This is a genomic window from Arthrobacter sp. AD-310, from assembly GCF_054656615.1.
Map to the genome: position 1 here is coordinate 31,344 of NZ_BAAHNO010000013.1, position 20,785 is coordinate 52,128.

The window sequence follows — 20,785 nt, forward strand, 5'->3', positions numbered from 1 at the left end:
ACTTACGTGTGCCCCAGCCGCTGCCGGCCCCACCTTTCCAGAGTGAGCCGTAGACTCGGTCCATGAGCACGGGGTTTTGGGGGACGATGACGACGAAACCGGCACCTGACTGGATGAAGGCCCAGTCACAGGATCTTTCCATTCTGGCCCTCGTCCTGGTGGCGGTCGGCCCGGGACTGGCCGCATACATTGCGGCGAGGCCAAGATCGGGTACTGGGCGGCCTTCGTGATCTTTGTGATTCTTCAGGCAGCGGCTCTCGCTCTTGTCCGCCGTGACTACAGAAGCAAACGTGCAGTGGGCAATCCGGGAACTCCCGGGCGCGGCCCCGGACGGATAACCCGGTAGCGTTGCGGGACCATACTGCTGAGGGCACTGAGCTCGTTGAGGTGCTCCAGGGTTTCGGGACGGGCTTGATACCCGGGGTCTCGAATCACCAGGGTGGACGACAATAGCCGGCAGCGTCCTCATTGCAGAGCGTAGGCCGGCCGCCCCGGGCATCAGTTGAGCCGCCTTGCGGAGACCGGGCTGCCCGCCTGCCTATGATGGCGGACATGGATGAGCAGGCGCTGGCGGACATCGCGAACGGGCTCTATGCAGCGCCCCTTGAGGACTTCATTGCCTTGCGCGCTGCCGCGGTCAAGGAGGCCGCCGGGCAGGACAAAGCGCTGGCCGCCGCCGTCAAGGCCCTTCCCAAACCTTCCGTAGCGGCCTGGGCCGTCAACATGCTGGCCATTCACGAACCGGAAGTCCTTGCCGGGCTTGCTGACCTTGGGGGCCGGATGCGCGAGGCGCAGGCATCGCTTGACGCCAGGGCCCTCCGCGAGCTGGGACGGGAGCGGCGCACCGAACTGGCGGCCGCCGTCGACACCGCAAGGTCCGTTGTGGAGGAACAGGGCCGGCCCATCAGCGACAACATCGCCGGTGATGTCGAGGAGACCCTCCGTGCCCTGACGGCGGATGAAGGCGCCGCGGCCGCGGTCCGCAGCGGCCGGCTCCTGAAGACGCTTTCGGCCGACGGCGTGAGCGCTGCCGACCTCGAAGGCGCCGTCGCAGTCCCCGGAGCATTGCCCGCGCCAGCGCCTGCCTCCGCTCCCCCGGCCCGCCGTCCCGTGCTTGCACCGGTACCGGAGCCGGCACCGGAGAAAAAGCGGCGCACCACGCCGGAACGTGTCCCCCAGCCCAAGGCCACCAAGCCCCGGCTCGAGGCAGTCCGCCAGACTCCGCGGCCTTCCTCGCCGCCTGCGCTGGAGAAAGCCAAAGCAGCCCTCGCCGAAGCCCGGGAGGAAGAAGCCCGGACCAGCCGGCTGGCGCAGGAGCTGCAGGACCAGGCCGACGAAACCCAGTCGGAAATCGACGCCCTGATCACCGAAACGGCCGACCTCCGGAGCCGGCTGAAAGCCGCTGAGGAGCAGCTGGACCGGTCCCGGAAGAAGCTTGCCTCCACCAGCGCGGAAGCCAAGCAGGCGGCACGGGCGGCGGACAAAGCAGCCAGGACTGCCATGCTGGCGCAGGAGCGGGTCCTCCGGCTGGACAACTGAGAAACGCAGGCACACGGCTGCCGCAAATCCACAAGCCACCCGGAATCCGAAGGCCGATTGATTTGGCCCGCCCCGTTTGCCCACGATGGAGTTGTGGCAACGAAGGGCTCACGGCACCGGCTGGGGCTTGCGTTGTGCCTGCTGGGTCCCGCAGCCACGACCGGCGGATGCGCCTACGACTACCCTGAGCCGGTGCGCACGCCGTCAACCAGTCCTGTACAGACATCGGAGGCACCAGCATCGGATCAAGCATCTCCGGGGCCGTACAGCGATTCGCAGATCCTGGGACAGGAAGCAGGAAACTACGCCCGGCTGTACGAGCTCCTCAGGGCGGTACCGGGCCCGGTTATCCTCTTCGAAGTGGGGCCACTGGACGGGCCGGTCAGGGGCTTTGGAACGACGGCAAGGGTGCCGGAGGCAGGACGATACACCGTCACCGCAGCCTGCGTGGGCGCTTCCCAGGCCAGGATTTCCGTGGGCCAGGAACATCCGGGAGCCCCGTTCCGGCCCAGGGAGCTCAACCTCGATTGCACGGGCGCCACTTCAGAGCCCATCACACTGGAACAGGGCTACGTCTTCGCGCATTTGTCACTGCCTGCACCGGGCGATACCCCGTGGACCGGGGCAGTGGGCGGGGTCCGGATAACCAAATGAGGTGCCCCAAACTCCCCTGGGCCGCCGCCTTGGAGCAACACGCGCAGCCGGTTCCGGCAATTGTCAGACCCCGGTTGCAGACTGGATTTATGGAAAACCACAGCGTTCAGGAATTTCACGTCACGTACTTCGACGCCGACTGCGGCCGGTCCCGGTCCGAGGTTTTTGACACCATGGCGGAGGCACAGCGGTTCGCGAACCGGTACTGCCACGGAGAGGACAGCTGGGCTGTCATCGACGCCGTCACGGTCGAACCTGCCCGGGTCGCCGCCTGAGCCCGGTTCAGGCTTAAATGCACGGGACCCGCGCCGCCCGGTAGAACCGGGAAGCGCGGGTCCGTCTCGCCGCTGTGGCAGATGCCCGCTACAGGGCAGGCCGCTTACGCGAAGTCGGAAACCGCCGGGTCCGGACCAATGCGGCCTTCACCCTTTGCAGTGCGGTCCAGCGCGTTGATGGCTTCGACGTCTTCAGCGTCCAGGGTCACCTCCAGCGCTGCGAAGTTCTCGCGGATGCGGGACTCTGTGACCGACTTGGGGATAACCACGTTGCCGATGGCGAGGTGCCAGGCGATAACCACCTGCGCGGGGGTGGCGTTGTGCTTGGCGGCGATGGATGCAACGGTTGCGTCTTCGAGCAGCTCTCCGCCCTGCCCCAGCGGTGACCAGGCCTGGGTCAGGATGCCTTTCGCGGCACCGAACTCGCGCAGCTCGCGCTGGCTGAAGTAGGGGTGCAGTTCGATCTGGTGGATGGCCGGGACAACACCGGTTTCGTCGATCAGGCGCTGCAGGCCCTCAACCGTGAAGTTGGAAACGCCGATCGACTTCACCCGGCCGCGCTTCTGCAGCTCGATGAGCGCCTTCCAGGTGTCCACGTACTTGTCCTGCTTGGGCTGCATCCAGTGGATCAGGTAAAGGTCGAGCGTCTCCAGGCCCAGCCGGTCCATCGACTCTTCGAAGGCAGCCCGCGTGGACTCATACCCCTGGTCCGAGTTCCACAGCTTGGTGGTGATGAAGATCTGTTCCGGGGTGAGCCCGGAGCTTGCGATCGCGCGGCCAACGCCTGCCTCGTTGCCGTAGATCTTGGCGGTGTCGATGTGGCGGAAGCCCGCTTCAAACGCCTGGCGGACTACCTTCTCCGCCACTCCGTCCTCAACCTGCCACACGCCGTAGCCGAGCTGGGGAATCGTGTTTCCGTCATTGAATGTCAGAGTAGGTGAAAGAGTCATTCCTTCATCCTGCCAAATCCCCCTCACGCACAGCACCGGAAAGCCCCGGTGTCAGCCAGGCGCGTAACCCGGATTATTTAGTTCCCTGGCGGGAATAAATCAGGATGCTTCCCCGTGAAGGTGCCGTTCGGCGTCGGCCACCTGCTCGTACACGGCCTCGGCGCGGCGCCGCACCGACGCTGCACCCACCGGCACAGGCCCGACGGCGAGCCGCAGCATGGCGGCCGCTTCGGCTGTGGTGGCGAGCGAGTTACCTGCCTTGGACAGGGCCCGGTGCACTCCGGTGAGGCCTACCGGGATGTCCAGGCCTTCGCTGGGCGAGCGGCGCTGCGCCTCCACGCAGACAGCCCTGACCCTCTGCAGGAGGGCCGCAAGTTCGTTGGCGATATCCACCAGCTCGCCATACAGCTGGTCGTCCTCCACGCCCTCCAGCACCTGGTGGAAGCGGTCCAGCCCCCGCTGGAAGCGGTCATGGGCGCGGCGCCACAACCCCTTCCCCAGCTCCGCATCATCCTTGCGCCCCTGCCTGGCGGCGCTGAAAAAGCCCAAGCGCAACCTACAGGTACTGCCCGGGACCGTGGTCCGGATCGTCCCGCCGGCCGGTGGGCGCCGGGGCTCCAGGATGGGCAGCAGCAGGCGCGCGCTGCGGCTCACCGTTTTCGCCGATGACTACGCCCGGGGCGATCATGGTGCCCGGCGGGAGCTGGCGCAGCTGCATCTGCGCCGCTGCGTGCTCCCGGGCAGCGTGCTGGGCGGCAATGGCCGTCTGGATACCGTGGAACAGCCCCTCCAGCCAGCCCACCAGTTGCGCCTGCGCGATCCGGAGCTCGGCATCGGAGGGGGTGGCGTCGTCGGAGAAGGGAAGGCTGATCCGGCCCAGTTCCTCCACCAGCTCGGGGGCCAGGCCGTCTTCGAGCTCTTTGATGGAGCGTTCGTGGATCTCGGCAAGCCGGCCCCGCGCCGCGTCATCCAGCGGAGCGGACTTAACCTCTTCCAGGAGCTGCCGGATCATGGTACCGATCCGCATCACCTTGGCCGGTTCGTCCACCAGGTCCTGCAGGTTGCTGCCCTTCGGCCTGCCGTTGTCCGGCCGGACAGGCTGTGCCGGCACGGGCGCCTGGCTGTCGTCGATGGGGGTGCCTTCTACCGGGAGGTCCTCAGCTGCCTGAGTGTCGTTCGGATCGCTCATGCGTTCATACTCTCATGAGCGATCCGCCCGGGGTCCACTCGATGAACCGCCTGACACGCTTGTACGCTGCAGGCTCAATCAGCAGCACCGTCCTTGCGGATTGCTGTCCTGCCGGTCCGTCCGGTCCCGCCAGAATTCGCGTTCGGTCAGCGGCTCGCCGGCATGCCCGCACGCCCGGTGGTGTTCCAGGTACTTCGTATAGGCGTCGGCGCCGAGGACCCCGCCCAGGTACCGTGCGAAGCCCTTGAACCCGGTGGACAGTACGGCAAATCCGGTGCTCATCAGTGATGTCCTGCCCGTTCGAAGCGGAGCTCGGCGGGGACCTTCTCCCACTCGGCCAGCAGCTGCCGCTCGGAGGGCGTTGGGACCAGGCCGGAGGGGGCAAAGACCCGCGAGGGTCGGGCGGGATCCTCAGTGTCCGGGGTGGCGATGCCTGCCGAATGGTTGCGGAACGCCTTGACCGTGGCGAGCACCGCCGTCGCAATCACAATGATGCTCAGGACCACGAAGATCACCGACAGCCAGCCCTGGATGGCGGTGTTGCGCACCACGGCCTCCATGGCGGTCACGGTCTTGGCCGTGCCGAACTCGGTCTTGCCGTCCGCCAGTGCCTTGCTGAAGGCTGCGTTGTTGGCGAAGTAGCCCACGGCCGGGGTCGGCGAGAAGATCTTGTGGAAGCTCGCGGTAATGGTCACTACGGCCGCGAAGGCGAGCGGCAGCGCCACGATCCACAGGTACTTGAAGGTGCCGCGTTTGGCCACGATGGCCAGGCACACGGACAGGGCGATGGCCGCCAGCAGCTGGTTGGCGATGCCGAACAGCGGGAACAGCGTGTTGATGCCGCCCAGCGGGTCGGTCACACCCATCAGCAGCACCGCACCCCACGCGCCCACCATAATGGCCGTGCAGAGCCAGGCGCCCGGCCGCCACGAGTGTTCCTTGAACTTGGGGATGAAGTTGCCGATCGAGTCCTGCAGCATGAACCGGGCCACCCGGGTGCCGGCGTCCACTGCAGTCAGGATAAACAGGGCCTCGAACATGATGGCGAAGTGGTACCAGAACGCCATCATGGCCGTGCCGCCGATGAACTGCTGCATGATGTGGGCGAGACCCAGGGCCAGCGTGGGGGCGCCGCCCGTGCGGGACACAATGCTTTCCTCGCCCACGTTCCGTGCCGTCTCCGCCAGCAGGTCCGGGCTGATGTTCACGCCGGTCAGGCCCAGGCCGTTGACCCACGTCGCGGCGGTCTCCACGGTGCCGCCGGTCAGCGCCGCCGGGGCGTTCATGGCGAAGTAGAGGCCGCGGTCGATCGAGATCGCTGCGACCAGCGCCATGATGGCCACGAACGACTCCATCAGCATGCCGCCGTAGCCGATGAAACGGGTCTGGCGTTCCTTTTCCACCAGCTTCGGGGTTGTGCCCGAGGAGATCAAGGCGTGGAAACCGGACAGGGCGCCGCAGGCGATGGTGACGAACAGGAACGGGAACAGCGCACCCGGGAACACCGGCCCGTTCTCCCTGCTCGCGAACTCGCTGAAGGCCGGGACGGAGATCTCCGGGCGGACCGCGATGATGGCCACCGCGAGCATCACGATCACACCGATCTTCATGAACGTGGACAGGTAGTCACGCGGCGCCAGGAGCAGCCACACGGGCAGAATCGCCGCGATAAAGCCGTAGATGATGATGCCCCACGCGATGGTCACCCGGTCCAGCGTGAAGAGGTCCGCACCCCAGGAGGTTTCGGCCACGATGCCGCCGCCGATGATGGCCGCCATCAGCAGCACAAACCCGATCAGGGATACCTCCATGATTTTGCCCGGCCGCAGGTAGCGCAGGTACACGCCCATAAACAGGGCGATCGGGATGGTCATGCCCACCGAGAAGACACCCCACGGGCTTTCACCCAGGGCATTGACGACGACGAGCGCCAGGATGGCCACGATGATCACCATGATGAGCAACGTGGCGATGAGCGCGGCGGTGCCGCCCACGACGCCGAGCTCTTCGCGGGCCATCTGGCCCAGGGAACGTCCGCCGCGGCGCATGGAAAAGAACATCACCAGGTAGTCCTGCACCGCTCCGGCGAGCACCACACCGACAATGATCCAGATGGTCCCGGGCAGGTACCCCATCTGCGCGGCGAGGACCGGACCCACCAGCGGGCCGGCGCCCGCGATGGCAGCGAAGTGGTGCCCGAACAGCACGTTGCGGTCCGTCCGGACGTAGTCCTTGCCGTCTGCCTTGTATTCCGCGGGAGTGGCACGCCGGTCATCCGGCTTGGTGATGTACCGCTCGATCACCTTGGAGTAGAACCGGTACGCGATCAGGTAGGTGCACACCGAGGCGAACACGAACCAGATGGCGTTGACGGTCTCGCCGCGGATGATCGCGAGCATAAACCACGCAACGCCGCCGAGCAGGGCGATTCCGGCCCAGAGGGCGATCTTCCCCGGCGTCCACTTCCGCTCTTCGGCCTCGCGGACGCTTTCATCCACTGCGACAGGGGGAAGTGCCGGGTCTGTGGCGACAGCACCCTCCTTCCGGGGCGGACCATTCCGGTCAGCAGGTGTTGTGGCCATGTCTCCTCCTTGAGATGGATACAGATATCCCCTTACTAAGGCACCTTACCAACGGCGGATGCAGTTGTGGATGGGTTGCGCCGCCTGCCCCCGCAAGAGTGCGGCGAGCGGCAGCCAGAAGGCGCCGAATGACGGTGCTGCCTGCCACGGCTGCTACGCCCTACGCGGCCAGCCCGCGCCGCGACATGGGTAGCTCCGCCCGCGTGAACAGCCAAGCCAGCGCCGATGCCGTGAAGGGAACTGCCACCGCCAGGGCAAGCAGCTGCAGCCACGGAACCTCCACAGCGGTCCGCATGTCCGTGGATGCGGCGACGAGCACGGCCGGAACTGCACCGGCAATGGTCCCCAGTGCCGCACCGAGTCCCGAGGTGAGCAGCGACTGCGCTCCGGCGAGCGCCTTGCGCAACCGCGGCGACGCTCCAACCCCGGCGAGCGTGCCGTGGTCAGTCCGCGCGTCAGCGAGCGACAGGCCAGTGGTCACGCCGGCGGCGCTGAAGGTGATGAGCGCGCTGATGGCCACGATCGACCAGGTCATCCAGGCGTCACCCTTCGAGATGCCGGGCTCGACCCAGAAGCCGGCACCAGGCTGCTTGTAGGCTGCCGCGACGGCGGCCGCAGCTGCGTCGGCCTCGGCGGCAGTGGGATCCCGGTTCAGCTGGACCAGCAGTTCGGCAGGCTCCGGGCGCAAGTCCAGGCGTTCAGCAGTGGGCGGAGAGATGAAGCCGTATACGGGTACTGCCACCCTTGGCTCCACCGCCACCGCGGAAAGCGTGTCGCTGGTAACCGTTTCATGCGCCATGGAACCGTCCGACGCCGGGCTCCACTGGGTGCGTACGTCCTGGCCCTGCAGCACGGCTTTTCCGTCACGGACAAAGACAGGGTTGGTCACCACAATCCCGCCGTCGTTTAGTACATCAAGGGCTTCCGCCCCCGGTTCTGAACCGAGCATTTTTCGGATCTCGTCCTCGCCGCCCACCACGATGGAGCCTTGGGAGGGTTGCTCACGGACCATCGAGCCCTGGCAGCGCCAGTCGTCGGGGTCCACCATCCGGCCCTGTGGTGTTCTGGGGCACGCGTTACCCTCAGGCACGGCCAGGGAGTGGAGGAGGCAATTCGAGCTCTCCGTGCGGACGGGAACAGTCAGGTCCACGTCAGGACCAAAGGCACAGTTCCGGACCAGGGCCGGAGTGGTGATGACCGTGGTCCAGTCAACGGCGTCCACGGCTTCCCCTACCCGGTTGGCAAGCTCCAACGGATCCACCTCAAGAGGCGGCTGACTGCTGCCGTCAGGGAGAAATGGCTGGTCCAGCACCAGTGGCAGGTGGGCCTGATTCTCCAGAGCGCTCCACCAGTGGTTTTCCCGCTGCCCCGCCTGTTGGCTGGCGGAAAGCACCAGGGCAGCACTGGCGAGCGTTGCGGCCGCCAGCACGGCCCCGACTGCAGGGACGGTTCGGCCGCGGTTCCGAACGGAGTCCCTGGCCGCCATCCTCATGGGCACCGGCATGCGCGGTGTCCTCCCGGCCGTCAGGGTGACGAGCCAGCCGGTCAGGAGCACAAGCGCCACGACGGTCAGCACGGCTCCGCATATCAGCAACCCGGCAATCACGGGCAGTTTTTCCGCCAGCCGGTCCGGGTTTGTTTCGGCACGCCCGATCATCCATCCGGAGGCGAGGAATGCGACTGCTGCCGTAAGAAGAACGGCACCTGTAACAGTGCTTCGCCGGCCCTTGCCGCCGGGCGCGCGGCCTGATTTGAGGGCGCCAAGTACAGGCTGTCGGGCTACCTGGTTGGCGGGCACCAGGGCGGCGATAATGCAGGCCGCCAGTCCCATTGTCATGGCCATGGCCGTGACGGGGGCGTCGAAGTGCACTCCGGCCATACGCGCCGACCCGGTGGACCGGATCCAGAGCACAACCGCCGCTGCGCTGGCCGTGCCCAGGAACGCACCTGCAATAACTGCGATGAGACCGAGCCACGTGCCACCTGTTGTAACGACTGAACGGACCGTGGGGGCCTCGGCTCCCGAGGCTGCCAGCAAAGCCAGTTCCCGCACCTGTCGCTTGGTGCCCACCGCGAACGCGGCACCCGCAAGCAGGCCTACTTCCAGCAGGATCAACGCACCGAGGAGGCCAACTGCGGAGTAGAAGGCCAGTGTTCCCGATGACCTATGGTTCGGCTGGGCGCCGGGAACCATCTGCTGCTCCGTTGCCGGTGGATTGAGGACAACACTGCGCGAGAGCACCCCGACACCCTTGCTGTTTGCCTCCCGGATCTGCTGCCAGGCCACGGGTTCCGGTCCTACAAGGTAATAGGAGGTGAACTGGGTGCGTTCATCGGCGGTGGCGGCAGCGGGCATCTGTGCAGGATGCAGGTAAAGGAAGCTGTTGTTGTCCGAAGTTCCGGCATCGTGAATGGTGCCGACCGGGATGAAGGTTCCTGCCGACGTCGTGAATTGCTCACCTAAGGCCAGGTGGAAGCGCTCCAGGAGGCCGGGTGACACCAGTACCTCGTCGCCGGATCCGGGAGCCCGGCCGTCGATGAGCTCATATTTGCCTGCGAACGCCGGATGAAGGGCGTCCACCTGCCGGCCCTGCAACGTGACCAGGGCGTCGCCTACGGAAGTGGAAAGCTGCCACTGACGGAACGGGAGGACCTCGTAGCCGGCCGGCAGCAGGTCCTTTGGCGGTGACGGCACGAAATCGGGATCAGAGTTGCCCGTACTGGACACCACGTAAGCGTCATTCAGGGGGTCCTGGACTGACTCGCCGTTGGGTACGGGAAGGACGCCGAACCGCGCCTGGGTGTTGCCCAGTTCGTAGCGGACGATCTCCTCGGGCGTCCGCAGGGAGCTCTGCCAGAGCGTGGCGGCCGCGGTCATGCCGGCAACGGGCAGCAGGATCAGCAGGACAATCAGGAACGACCGGCCCTTGTGCCTGCCGATGTCCCGCCGGGCCATACGGAGGGCAACCCGGAAGCTGCTCCGGCGTGCTCCCGGCGCAGGAGCGAGGTCCAGCTGCGCCGCTCCGTCCTGCGGCATTACAGCCCTGCCTGGGTCAGGAGCATGGCGGGATCGTGCATGGCGGTGGCCTGGTCCACGATCCGGCCGTCGCGGAGGAACACTACCCGGTCGGCCCACGCTGCATGGCGGGCCTCGTGGGTGACCAGCATAACGGCTGCACCGGCGTCGGCCCGCGAGCGCAGCACTTCCATCACGCCCTGTCCGGTGGTTGAGTCGAGCGCGCCCGTGGGCTCGTCCGCAAGGATCAGCCGGCGCTGCCCCACGACGGCCCGGGCGATGGCCACCCGCTGCTGCTGTCCGCCGGACATCTCGTCCAGTAACCGGTCCGCGAGCTCCGGAATTCCCACCTGCCGGAGCGCGTCCCTCGCCTGCCTGCGGGCCTTCTTCGACGCCGTCCCGTCCAGCTCCAGAGGCAGCGCCACGTTTTCGGCGGCGCTAAGGGTGGGCACCAGGTTGAAGTCCTGGAAGACATAGCCCACGGCGCGGCGGCGCAGGCGCGCCAGTTCGTTCAGCCCCAGCCCTGCCAGCGGCGTGGACTCCACAAAAACGGCGCCCGACGTCGGCCGGTCCAGTCCCCCGGCAAGCGCCAGCAGCGAGGACTTTCCTGAGCCGGACGGCCCCATGACCGCGACAAACTCCCCGGCTGCGATGGTGAGGTCCACGTCCCGAAGCGCAGCGACCGCCGTCGCCCCTTCTCCGAACGTCCTGCTGACCTTGGCAAGTTCCAGGACCTGCTGCGGCCCGCGGACGCTCACCGGCGGCTGTCCGCGTTGAGCGGGGCGGCATCTTCCGTGACCCCGTTGGACGTTTTGCGTGCCGAAGCTGATGCCGAGTGGGCCTGCTGGACCATCCTGGCTTCGCACAGGTCGAGCCAGCGGACCTCCGCCTCAGTCTGGAAGATGAGTGAATCGAGGACCAAGAGCCAGGCGGTGTCCCCGCTGCGCTGGCTGGCCGCCGTGTCCCGGCGCGCCTTCGTGTAGTCCTGCAGCGCCCGGATCGAAGCCACCCGCTGGGCCTGGATAATGGCCTGGACGTCCACCCCCGGCAGGGTGACGGCGAGGGCCAGCTTGATGGCCAGTTCGTTGCGGGGCGGGTTGTTGCGTTCCACCGGGGCGGCGAACCAGCCCCGCACCTCCGCCTTCCCCTCGGCAGTGATGCTGTAGATGACGTGGCCCTCGCCGTCGTCCCCCTTTTTGGCTACCAGGCCGTCCCGCTCCAGCCTGTCCAGCGTCGTATAGACCTGCCCAATGTTCAGGGGCCAGGTGGCCCCGGTCCGGTTCTCGAACTCGACCCGCAGTTGGTAGCCGTAACGCGGCTGGTCCTGCAGGAGGGCGAGGAGGCTGTGACGGATGGACATGCTGCTCCTTGGGCTGGATTACGGCCGGCATGCACGACCCCCCAAAGCTGCCGTGCATACCGCGTATACCGACAGCGTAGCCGGACGAAAGGGTAAAAGACAATACTGAGTATCTATTGCAGCCCCGGGCGCAGTTCACCGCCGTGGGCGGCTACATCAGGAGCAGGATCTTGCCTACATGGTCGCCGCTGTCAAAGTAGCGGTGGGCTTCCTGCACCTGGTCCAGGGGGAAGGTCTTGGCCACGAGGGGACGGATGCGGCCGTCGCTGACAAGCGGCCAGACGGCGTCCCTCACCGCATTCATGATGGCGCCCTTTTCCTCGATGGGACGGGGGCGCAGCGCGGTTGCCACAACGGCGGCGCGCTTCCTGAGCAACTGACCCAGGTCCAATTCCCCCTTTGTACCGCCCTGCAGGCCGATCACCACCAGCCGGCCGTAGTCCGCGAGCGCGTCCACATTCTGCGGCAGGTACTTGGCCCCGACGACATCCAGGATGACGTCAGCCCCCTTGCCGCCGTTCTGCCGGCGGAGGCTCTCGGGAAAGTCCTCCTCCGCGTAATTGATGGCGATGTCGGCGCCCAGGAACGCCTTGGCGGTGCTGACCTTTTCCTCAGTGCCGGCGGTGGTGGCCACCCGGGCACCGAGCGCCTTGGCCATTTGGATGGCCATGGTGCCGATCCCGCCCGTTGCCCCGTGGATGAGGACCGTTTCCCCGGGCTGCAGCTGCGCGGTCATGACGAGGTTGGAGTAGACCGTTGCGGCGACCTCAGGGAGCGAAGCGGCCGTCACCAGGTCAACGCCGTCCGGGAGCCGGAGTACCTGTTCTGCAGGGACCGCCACTTGCTGCGCATAGCCGCCACCCGCCAGCAGGGCCACAACCTTGTCCCCCAGGGAGAAAGCCTTGGTAACCCCGGGCCCGAAGCCCGCGATCCGGCCGGAGACCTCCAATCCGGGAATCTCGGACGCGCCGGGTGGCGGCGGGTAGAAGCCGCGGCGCTGCTGCACGTCCGCGCGGTTCAGGCCGGCGGCGACGACGTCGACCAGCACCTCGCCGGGGCCCGGCACGGGAGCCTCGACGTCGCGGACCTCCAGGACCTCCGGGCCGCCCGGCTCCGAAATGTAGACGGCTTTCATGGATTACTCCCGTTCCTGACTGAAATACTGTGCACCCAGTGTGCACCGGACGCGTGCCGGGCTCTGTTTTGTTGCAGGCAAGCGCCTATGAAACACTACTAGTTGAGGAAGGTTGTCCGAGCGGCCGAAGGAGCTGGTCTTGAAAACCAGTGTGCGGTAACCCCGTACCAAGAGTTCGAATCTCTTACCTTCCGCGAAGAAGACCCCTGTCCGCCAGCCCCGCTGGCCGGCAGGGGTCTTTCGTTTTGGACCGCACCCCTTGAAAGTGTCAGGGCCGGTCAATAGGGTCAGGGTGTTTCATCCGAAGGCCGACGCACACCCGCGCACACCACAAGGAGACTGACATGCCCAGCCCCGTACCCACACCCGGCGCACCCTGCTGGATCGACCTCATGACCACCGACGTTGCCGGCGCCCGGCGCTTCTACGGCGAGCTGTTTGGCTGGGAGTACGAAACCGGGGACGATGAAAAGTACGGCGGGTACGTCATAGCCCGGAGAAGCGGCCGGTCAGTCGCCGGGATGATGCAGAAGGACGAATCCCAGGCCGGCATGCCCGACGCCTGGACCACCTACCTCCGGGTGGACGACGCCGCGGCCACCGCCAAAGCCGTGGAATCCTTCGGCGGGCAAGTGCACATGCCGCCGATGGATGTCCCCGAGCAGGGGCACATGGCGATCTTTGGTGATGCAACCGGTGCCGTTGTAGGGGTATGGCAGCCGCGCGAAATGCTCGGCTACGACGTCGTCGGAGAGCCCGGCGCTGCCGCCTGGCATGAGCTCCACACCAGGGACTACGAGGCCGCGGTCCGGTTCTACAAGGACGTGTTCGGCTGGGAAACCGAAGTTATGAGCGACACCCCCGAATTCCGGTACACCACCATGGGCTCCGGCATGACGGCCCAGGCCGGGATCATGGACGCCTCAGGGTATCTGCCGGCGGAGATTCCCTCGCACTGGCAGGTGTACTTTTCCGTGGAGGACACGGACGCCACAGTCGAAAAAGCCACAGCCATGGGCGCAACGCTGCAGGACGGCCCTGCGGACTCGGACTTCGGGCGGGTGGCGCAGCTCGCGGACCCCACCGGTGCTGTCTTCCGGGTCATCCAGCCGCTGCCGCCGCAGGGGCAGTAAGCCTGCGGACCAGCCTGCGGGGCTGTTCCGAAAAAACTTTTCGATACCGGCCGGTGCTGCAAGCTACCGGCCGGTAGTCTTTGTGCTGTCCGGCACATTGGGGTCTGCGTGCCGGACACCCATGTCAGCAGCATCACCCGGAACCGGGCTACGGGGGCTCCAGGCCGGGAGGCGGCACGTTTCGCTGGGGAACGTCCCGCCGAGTGCACGCGCCAGCCATCTTGCGTTCATTCACCGCTGTTGTGATGTGCCGGAACACCACTTGACCAGGAGCAGGGTCCGGGGCCACTTGTCCGTCGGTACAACCCGGACACACTCATCGGTTCCCCTACCGGGGACCCCTATGAAAGTAAGAGCGGATGCATCAACAACCTTGGAAACTGGCGCTGGGGACAGCGTTGTCAGTGGGGCTCATCGCTGCTCCCCTGGCAGCACTTCCCGCCGTCGCCGACACAGCCGCGGAGGTCTCAGCCGCGGCAGGATCATCACCCGTGGTCATCAACGAGGCCTACCTGAGCGGCGGAAGCTCCGGTGCCGCCTTCAGGAACAAATTCGTGGAGTTGTACAACGGCTCGGACGCGACGGTTTCGTTGGACGGCTGGTCCCTGCAGTACCGGTCGGCCACCGGCACGGCGGCCCCCACCGGGGTGGTCCCATTGTCCGGCTCAATCCCGGCCAAGGGCTACTACCTGGTCCAGGGCGGCAGCAACGGCACAAACGGTGCCGCCCTCCCCGCGCCGGACCTCGCAGCCGGCGCCCTGAACCCCAGCGGCGCTGCCGGAACCATCGTGCTCGCCACTCAGCCGGCCGCCGTCGCGCTTTCCACCGCTTCCCAGGTGGAACCGGCGGGCGTGGCCGACCTCCTGGGGTACGGCGCGTCGAACACGTACGAGACGACAGCGGCCGCTGCGCCCGCGGGCAACACGGACGTCAAGAGCCTCAACCGGACCGCCGGAACCGACACGAACAACAACGCCGCCGACTTCTCACTCAGCGCCACCATCACTCCCACGCCCTCGGGTGCGGCCGCCCCCGACCCCGGCCCGGCTCCAGGCCCTGAACCGGCGGTGAAAACCATCGCCGAGATCCAGGGCACCGGAATTGAAAGCCCGCTGGCCGGTGCCACGGTGACCACCACCGGAAAGGTCACGGCCGTGTTTCCCACGGGCGGCCTCAACGGCTACTACGTCCAGACCGCCGGAAGTGGAGGCGACCTCACACCCGCCAACCACGCGGCGTCGGACGGCATTTTCGTCTACTCTCCCGCCACCGTGGCCTCGGTCCAGGCCGGTGACTATGTGCAGCTGACCGGTACCGTGGCCGAGTACTACGGCATGACCCAGCTCAACATTGGCACGTCCGCGGGGCTGGCCAAACTGACCGAAGCCTCACCGGAGGTCAAGGCGACCAGTTTCACCCTGCCTGCGACCGAAACTTTTCGGGAGTCCCTGGAAGGAATGCTGCTGGCGCCGCAAGGGCCGCTGACCGTCACGGATAACTACAGCCTGAACCAGTACGGCGAAATTGGCCTGGCCGGCGGCACCGCCCCGCTGGTCCAGCCCACCGCCGTGGCGCCGTACGGCACGGCCGAACACGCCGCCGTCGTGCAGGACAACGCGGCCCGCGGCATCAAGCTCGACGACGGCTCCAGCACCAACTTCCTGAAGGACGCGGCCACCAAGGCCCTGCCCCTGCCCTACCTCACCACCACGGATCCAGTGCGGGTGGGCTCGCCCGCTACCTTCACGACCAACGTGGTGCTGGGCTACGCCAACAACGCGTGGAAGTTCCAGCCGCTGACCCACCTGACCCCGGCCAACGCGGCCACGGTCCAACCGGCAACGTTTGCACCGACCCGCACGGATGCTCCCGCCGCTGTGGGCGGCGACCTCAAGCTCGCCTCGTTCAACGTCCTCAACTACTTCCCCACCACCGGGGACCAGCTCACCGGGTGTACGTTCTACGAGGACCGCGAGGGCAACCCGATCACGGTCCGCGGCGGCTGTGACGCCCGGGGGGCGGCCAACGCGGAGAACTTCCAGCGGCAGCAGGACAAGATCGTCGCCGCGATCACCAAGGCCGGCGCCGATGTGGTCACGTTGATGGAAATCGAGAACTCCGCCCAGTTCGGCAAGAACCGCGACGACGCCCTGTCCAAGCTGGTGGATGCCCTGAACGTGGCAACGCCGGGTATCTGGGACTACGTCCGTTCGCCGGCCAACGCACCCCCGCTGGCCGATGAGGATATGATCCGCACCGCCTTCATCTACAAAAAGGCCGTGGCCGAGCCTGTGGGCGAGTCCGTCATCCACAATGACACCGTTGCCTTCGCGAGCGCCCGCAAGCCGCTGGCGCAGGTTTTCAAGCCGGTGGGCGGGGGCGCCGGTACGGAATTCATCGCCATCGCCAACCACTTCAAGTCGAAGGGTTCGGCAGCAACACCTGACGACACGGACCAGGGGCAGGGCGCCTCCAACCTCGCCCGCACGGCCCAGGCCAGGTCGCTGCTCGAGTTCGCCACTTCGCTGCAGTCGGACAAGGGCACGGACAAGGTGTTCCTGATCGGTGACTTCAACGCCTATGCCAAGGAAGATCCGCTCAACGTCCTGACGGCCGCCGGCTACGTCAACCAGGACGACAAGGCACGCAACGCTGACGGCTCCGCCAAGCACTCCTACCTGTTTGGCGGCCTGGTGGGGTCCCTGGACCATATCCTGGCGTCCCCTTCAGCCAACGGCGTGGTCACCGGGGCCGACATCTGGAACATCAACTCCGTCGAATCCGTGGCGCTGGAATACAGCCGCTACAACAGCAACATCACCAACTACTACGCACCCGACCAGTTCCGCGCCAGCGACCACGACCCCGTGGTGGTGGGCCTGGACCTGGAGTCCACCCCCGCCAGCGTTGACCTGAACTTCCTGGGAATCAACGATTTCCACGGCCGGATCGACTCCAACACCGTGCAGTTCGCCGGAACCATCGAGAAGTTGCGCGCCGCCGCTGCCCCCGGAGCCACGGCCTTCCTGTCCGCCGGCGACAACATCGGCGCCTCACTGTTCGCCTCGGCCGTCGCCAAGGACCAGCCCACCATCGATGTGCTGAACGCCTTGGAACTCCAGGCGTCGGCCGTGGGCAACCACGAATTCGACGGCGGCTGGGCGGACCTGCAGGACCGGGTCATCGCCGGCGCGTCCAACGCAAAGTTCCCCTACCTGGGTGCCAACGTTTACCGGAAGGGCACCACCGAGCCCGTCCTGCCGGAGTACACGGTCCTGGATATGAACGGCCTCAAGGTGGCCGTCATCGGCACCGTCACGCAGGAAGTGCCGTCCCTGGTGACCCCGGCCGGTGTTGCCGACCTTGAGTTCGGGGACCCGGTGGACGCCATCAACCGGGCGGCCGCGAAGATCACGGCGGACAAGCTGGCCGACGTCATCATCGTGGAGAACCACGACGGCGCCGGTTCGGGTGTGGTGGAAGGCTCCACGCTGGAGCAGGAAGTGGCAGCGGGCGGACCGTTCGCGAAGCTGGTCACCGAAACCTCCGCTGACGTTGACGCCATCTTCACCGGCCACACGCACAAGGAATACGCCTGGGACGCGCCCGTCCCCGGCGTCGAGGGCAAGACCCGTCCCATCGTGCAGACCGGCAACTACGGCGAGAACGTGGGCCAGATCCAGCTGACCGTGGACACCGCCACCAAGCAGGTCACCGCGTACAAGGCCGGCAACGTCAAGCGCACCACCGATCCGGCTGCGGACCTGATCGCCGCGTACCCGCGGGTTGCCGCCGTCGACGCCATCGTAAAGAAGGCCCTGTCTGACGCCGCCGTGATCGGCGACCAGCCCGTGGGCCTGGTTACCAGGGACATCACCACCGCTTTCACCACGGACGCCACGGGGGCGCCCAAGCGTGACGACCGCGCAAGCGAGTCCACGCTGGGCAACCTGGTGGCCGACTCCCTGCTGGCTTCGCTGCAGCCGGCAGAGCTCGGCGGGGCGGAGATCGGCGTCGTCAATCCCGGCGGACTGCGGAACGAGCTGTACTACGCGCCGGACGGCACCATCACCTACGCCGAGGCCAACGCGGTCCTGCCGTTCGTGAACAACCTCTGGACCACGTCCCTGACCGGCGTCCAGTTCAAGACGCTGCTCGAACAGCAGTGGCAGACCAACCCTGACGGCACGGTGCCCAGCCGCGCCTACCTGCAGCTCGGGCTGTCCAAGAACGTCAACTACACGTACGACGCCGCCCGTGCCGCCGGCGACCGCATCACCTCGGTTTGGGTGAACGGCGAACCGCTGGATCCGGCAAAGTCCTACCGGGTGGGCACGTTCAGCTTCCTGGCCACCGGCGGCGACAACTTCCGGGTCTTCACCGAAAGCGCCAACACCCGGGACTCGGGGCTGGTGGACCGGGATGCCTGGATCAGCTACCTACAGGAGAACAGCCCGGTGTCGCCGGACTATGCCCGCCGCTCGCTAGCCGTGGTCAACACCACCGCAGCCGAGGTCAAGCCCGGCGAACCGGTGAACCTGGCCGTCTCCAAGCTGGACCTCACGTCGCTGGGCAGCCCGGTCAATACGGCGCTTTCGGCGGTGTTCACGGACGCCAACGGGACCGCCACCCAGCTGGGGACTGTGCCGGTGGCATCCGGGGCAGCCAGCGTCAGCCTGGCAGTCCCGGCAGGCGCTTCCGCCGGCACCGGCACCCTGGTGCTTACCGCCGTCGAATCCGGGACGAAGGTGACCGTTGCCGTGCAGGTTGCAGCAGCAGCGCCGGAGCCTCCGGTGTGCACGGCGCCCGCCAAGCCGGCCCGGCCGGCGGAGGTCAGGGGCCAGGCCAACTACGGCCAGGCGATGGCGGCGTACCGGGGCTGCCTCAAGGCGAACCGGTAAACCATCACAAAACGGGGTGCCCCTCCGGACCATTTGGGTCAGGAGGGGCACCCTCTTCTACGTCCAGCTTGCGTTTCCGCGGCGAAGCGGGTCCCGCCCGCGGGTCAGGACGCGAGGATTGCCGCGGCTATCTCGTCGGCGTCGCGGAGGGTGCGTTGGCCGCTCCGGTAGACGGGCCCCTGGCGGGGAACCGCCTCGGCGGCGATGGCGGTGCCCCACTGCGCTGAGGACAGCTGCAGGCCCAGCACGTACAGCCCCTCGGTGACGGCACCGTTGGCTGCGACAGGCCGGTACGGATGGGGCACGACGTCGAGGCCCGTGGACTGGATGGGCGTACCCTCGGCGGTCATCATCAGCCGCGGCCGGACCGCGCCGTCGGCCAGCAGCTGGCCGAGCAGCGGCGAATCGCTGGCGGACACACGGTTGCCCGGCGCCAGGGCTTCCACCATGGTGGGCGCCACGGCCGCAGGGCCGGCCACCCATGGCGAGGAGGCAGTGAACATCCGGGTCCTGCGGTCCACGCCGAACTTCGGGTCGGGCCCCACGAAGCTGACGACGCCGGCGCGCGCCAGCGCGGCCAGCTGCTCGGAGCGGAGGGCGGGCGGGCCGCTGGCCAGGCCTTCCACGAACGACTCGAACCAGCCACGCAGCCCGGCGACCCACGATTCGTCGGTGATGCCGCCGTCGGCCACTGCCGTCTTGAGCAGTGCACGACCATGGTGGAGCGCGCCGATGGCCATCTTGACGGGGTCGTCCTCGCCCAGGGCGGAGCGCCGCGCATCGTCCAGCAGGTACTCGACGACGGCGGCGTCCAGTTCCATACGCGAGGCAAAGGTCTGCCCGGCCAGCGGCGCAGCCAGCCCGGACAGGTTCAGCCGGTGCCGCGGCCCCACATGGACGGCCAGCACGCCAGCCACGTTGTCCTCCCAGTTGGCGGCGGCGTGGGCGTGCGGGTGCAGGGCCTCTTCCAGCGCGGCGAGGAACGCGGCGGTATCCGGGACGGCGCCCGGCTGCGAGCGCACCAGTGTGGAGTAGTACGCCCAGATCGTGTCGCGGTGCAGCAGGGGCCACAGGTCGTGGTCGAATCCGGGCCGGATGCCAGCCTTCCGGAACCGTTCCAGCGCCGCCTCGGTCAGGTAGCGCAGCGAGACCGACGCCGGGTAGTAGCCTTCCAGCGCCGCCTTGGCACGGTAGGGGGTGCCACGCCGTGACGCGGCGATGATGAACGGCTCCTGGCCGGACGGTTCGTAGGCCAGCCGGCCGCCCGCGGGTACGAACTTCCCGCCCCGGCCCTCGGTCAGCGCCACCATGGTGTCGAAGAAGTTCAGCCCCATGCCGCGGACCAGGACCGGTTCCCCGGCCGGGATTTGCGACCAGTCGACGTCGGCGGGGGCCGCCGGGGGAAGGTACCGGAGCCCCAGCTGCTCCGCGGCCGACTGCAGGTCCCGCTGTTCCGGGTTCAGCCGGGACGGGATGTGCCCGAGCGCCAGCACCACTGACCCGGCGCTGATGCTCTCCCCGGTGGCCAGGCCGACGTCGAACATGCCGTTTCCTGCGGGCCGCACCGACAGGGCGGACGTTTCGTGGAAGTCGACCGTGACGCCGGGGGGCGCCTTCTCCAGCAGCTCCCCGAGGGTGCAGCGCAAGTACCTGCCGTACAGGGCGCGGCTGGGAAAGTCGTTGGAACCGAGCACGGCAAGCTCGGCGCGCTCCTCCTCTGTCAGGGACGGCAGGGGGTTGCGCTGTTGCCCGATCCGCCACTGGTCGAACGTGGTGCCCGCGACCGGCGCCGGCAACGCCGGGTCCTCGGGGATGAGGGTCGGGTAGAAGGACTGGGTGTTCATCAGGAACAGCCGGGACTGGCCGGGCTGCCAGACGCGCCCGGCACCGGCCGGGTAGGGGTCGACGACGTCGATGTGGAGCCGGAGTGCACTGCCTGCAGAACGGCCGTGCGCGGCGGCGTGGGCGAGCAGGCGTTCCAGCACACTGGTGCCCCGGGGGCCGGCACCGATGATGACAGCCCGGTTGCTCTGCGTATTTTCCACGGCATC

Annotated in this window: 15 protein-coding genes and 1 tRNA gene; 6 read left to right on the plus strand and 10 right to left on the minus strand. The window is 67.3% G+C overall.

Annotated features, from left to right (window positions below; all coding sequences use genetic code 11):
• Positions 1 to 552: 552 nt before the first annotated feature.
• The 3 genes from ACYQ1Z_RS09600 to ACYQ1Z_RS09610 all read left to right on the plus strand — a co-directional run bounded on the left by ACYQ1Z_RS09600 (position 553) and on the right by ACYQ1Z_RS09610 (position 2,468).
• The gene (locus ACYQ1Z_RS09600; RefSeq protein ID WP_459792286.1) at positions 553 to 1,539 is read left to right on the plus strand and encodes a hypothetical protein; all 987 of its coding nucleotides are present in this window, start codon (positions 553 to 555) and stop codon (positions 1,537 to 1,539) included.
• A gap of 93 nt (positions 1,540 to 1,632) precedes the next feature.
• The gene (locus ACYQ1Z_RS09605) at positions 1,633 to 2,193 is read left to right on the plus strand and encodes a hypothetical protein (RefSeq protein WP_459792287.1); all 561 of its coding nucleotides are present in this window, start codon (positions 1,633 to 1,635) and stop codon (positions 2,191 to 2,193) included.
• Between the two features lie 89 nt (positions 2,194 to 2,282).
• The gene (locus ACYQ1Z_RS09610) at positions 2,283 to 2,468 is read left to right on the plus strand and encodes a hypothetical protein (protein WP_459792288.1); all 186 of its coding nucleotides are present in this window, start codon (positions 2,283 to 2,285) and stop codon (positions 2,466 to 2,468) included.
• A 104-nt stretch (positions 2,469 to 2,572) separates the two neighbouring features.
• On the opposite strand, the gene ACYQ1Z_RS09615 is transcribed toward ACYQ1Z_RS09610, so the two are convergent.
• The 9 genes from ACYQ1Z_RS09615 to ACYQ1Z_RS09655 all read right to left on the minus strand — a co-directional run bounded on the left by ACYQ1Z_RS09615 (position 2,573) and on the right by ACYQ1Z_RS09655 (position 12,700).
• Complete coding sequence (locus tag ACYQ1Z_RS09615) at positions 2,573 to 3,418, minus strand: aldo/keto reductase (protein ID WP_459792289.1); 846 nt, start codon at positions 3,416 to 3,418, stop codon at positions 2,573 to 2,575.
• A gap of 99 nt (positions 3,419 to 3,517) precedes the next feature.
• Positions 3,518 to 3,967, minus strand: coding sequence for a hypothetical protein (locus ACYQ1Z_RS09620; RefSeq protein WP_459792290.1), 450 nt, complete (start codon positions 3,965 to 3,967; stop codon positions 3,518 to 3,520).
• Between the two features lie 7 nt (positions 3,968 to 3,974).
• Positions 3,975 to 4,607, minus strand: a complete 633-nt coding sequence (locus ACYQ1Z_RS09625) for a bacterial proteasome activator family protein (protein WP_459792291.1) — start codon at positions 4,605 to 4,607, stop codon at positions 3,975 to 3,977.
• Between the two features lie 78 nt (positions 4,608 to 4,685).
• The gene (locus ACYQ1Z_RS09630; RefSeq protein WP_459792292.1) at positions 4,686 to 4,889 is read right to left on the minus strand and encodes a YbdD/YjiX family protein; all 204 of its coding nucleotides are present in this window, start codon (positions 4,887 to 4,889) and stop codon (positions 4,686 to 4,688) included.
• Positions 4,889 to 7,189, minus strand: coding sequence for a carbon starvation CstA family protein (locus tag ACYQ1Z_RS09635; protein WP_459792293.1), 2,301 nt, complete (start codon positions 7,187 to 7,189; stop codon positions 4,889 to 4,891). The genes ACYQ1Z_RS09630 and ACYQ1Z_RS09635 overlap by 1 nt, the downstream gene beginning before the upstream one ends.
• A gap of 160 nt (positions 7,190 to 7,349) precedes the next feature.
• Positions 7,350 to 10,226, minus strand: coding sequence for an ABC transporter permease (locus ACYQ1Z_RS09640; RefSeq protein ID WP_459792294.1), 2,877 nt, complete (start codon positions 10,224 to 10,226; stop codon positions 7,350 to 7,352).
• Positions 10,226 to 10,963, minus strand: coding sequence for an ABC transporter ATP-binding protein (locus ACYQ1Z_RS09645; RefSeq protein ID WP_459792295.1), 738 nt, complete (start codon positions 10,961 to 10,963; stop codon positions 10,226 to 10,228). Before ACYQ1Z_RS09645 ends, ACYQ1Z_RS09640 begins: the two co-directional genes overlap by 1 nt.
• Positions 10,960 to 11,565 (minus strand): PadR family transcriptional regulator, encoded by a 606-nt coding sequence (locus ACYQ1Z_RS09650; protein ID WP_459792296.1) that lies wholly within the window; start codon positions 11,563 to 11,565, stop codon positions 10,960 to 10,962. The genes ACYQ1Z_RS09645 and ACYQ1Z_RS09650 overlap by 4 nt, the downstream gene beginning before the upstream one ends.
• Positions 11,566 to 11,716: 151 nt before the next feature.
• Positions 11,717 to 12,700: an NAD(P)H-quinone oxidoreductase gene (locus ACYQ1Z_RS09655; protein ID WP_459792297.1), complete on the minus strand. Its 984-nt coding sequence runs from the start codon at positions 12,698 to 12,700 to the stop codon at positions 11,717 to 11,719.
• Positions 12,701 to 12,806: 106 nt separating this feature from the next.
• Between ACYQ1Z_RS09655 and ACYQ1Z_RS09660 the strand changes: the two genes are divergently transcribed.
• The 3 genes from ACYQ1Z_RS09660 to ACYQ1Z_RS09670 all read left to right on the plus strand — a co-directional run bounded on the left by ACYQ1Z_RS09660 (position 12,807) and on the right by ACYQ1Z_RS09670 (position 18,734).
• Positions 12,807 to 12,894: transfer RNA gene (locus ACYQ1Z_RS09660), tRNA-Ser, on the plus strand.
• A gap of 150 nt (positions 12,895 to 13,044) precedes the next feature.
• Positions 13,045 to 13,833, plus strand: coding sequence for a VOC family protein (locus ACYQ1Z_RS09665; RefSeq protein WP_459792298.1), 789 nt, complete (start codon positions 13,045 to 13,047; stop codon positions 13,831 to 13,833).
• A 359-nt stretch (positions 13,834 to 14,192) separates the two neighbouring features.
• Positions 14,193 to 18,734: an ExeM/NucH family extracellular endonuclease gene (locus ACYQ1Z_RS09670; RefSeq protein ID WP_459792299.1), complete on the plus strand. Its 4,542-nt coding sequence runs from the start codon at positions 14,193 to 14,195 to the stop codon at positions 18,732 to 18,734.
• A gap of 104 nt (positions 18,735 to 18,838) precedes the next feature.
• Here the strand turns inward: ACYQ1Z_RS09670 and ACYQ1Z_RS09675 are convergent, their stop codons facing one another.
• The gene (locus tag ACYQ1Z_RS09675) at positions 18,839 to 20,779 is read right to left on the minus strand and encodes an FAD/NAD(P)-binding protein (protein WP_459792300.1); all 1,941 of its coding nucleotides are present in this window, start codon (positions 20,777 to 20,779) and stop codon (positions 18,839 to 18,841) included.
• Between the last annotated feature and the right edge of the window lie 6 nt (positions 20,780 to 20,785).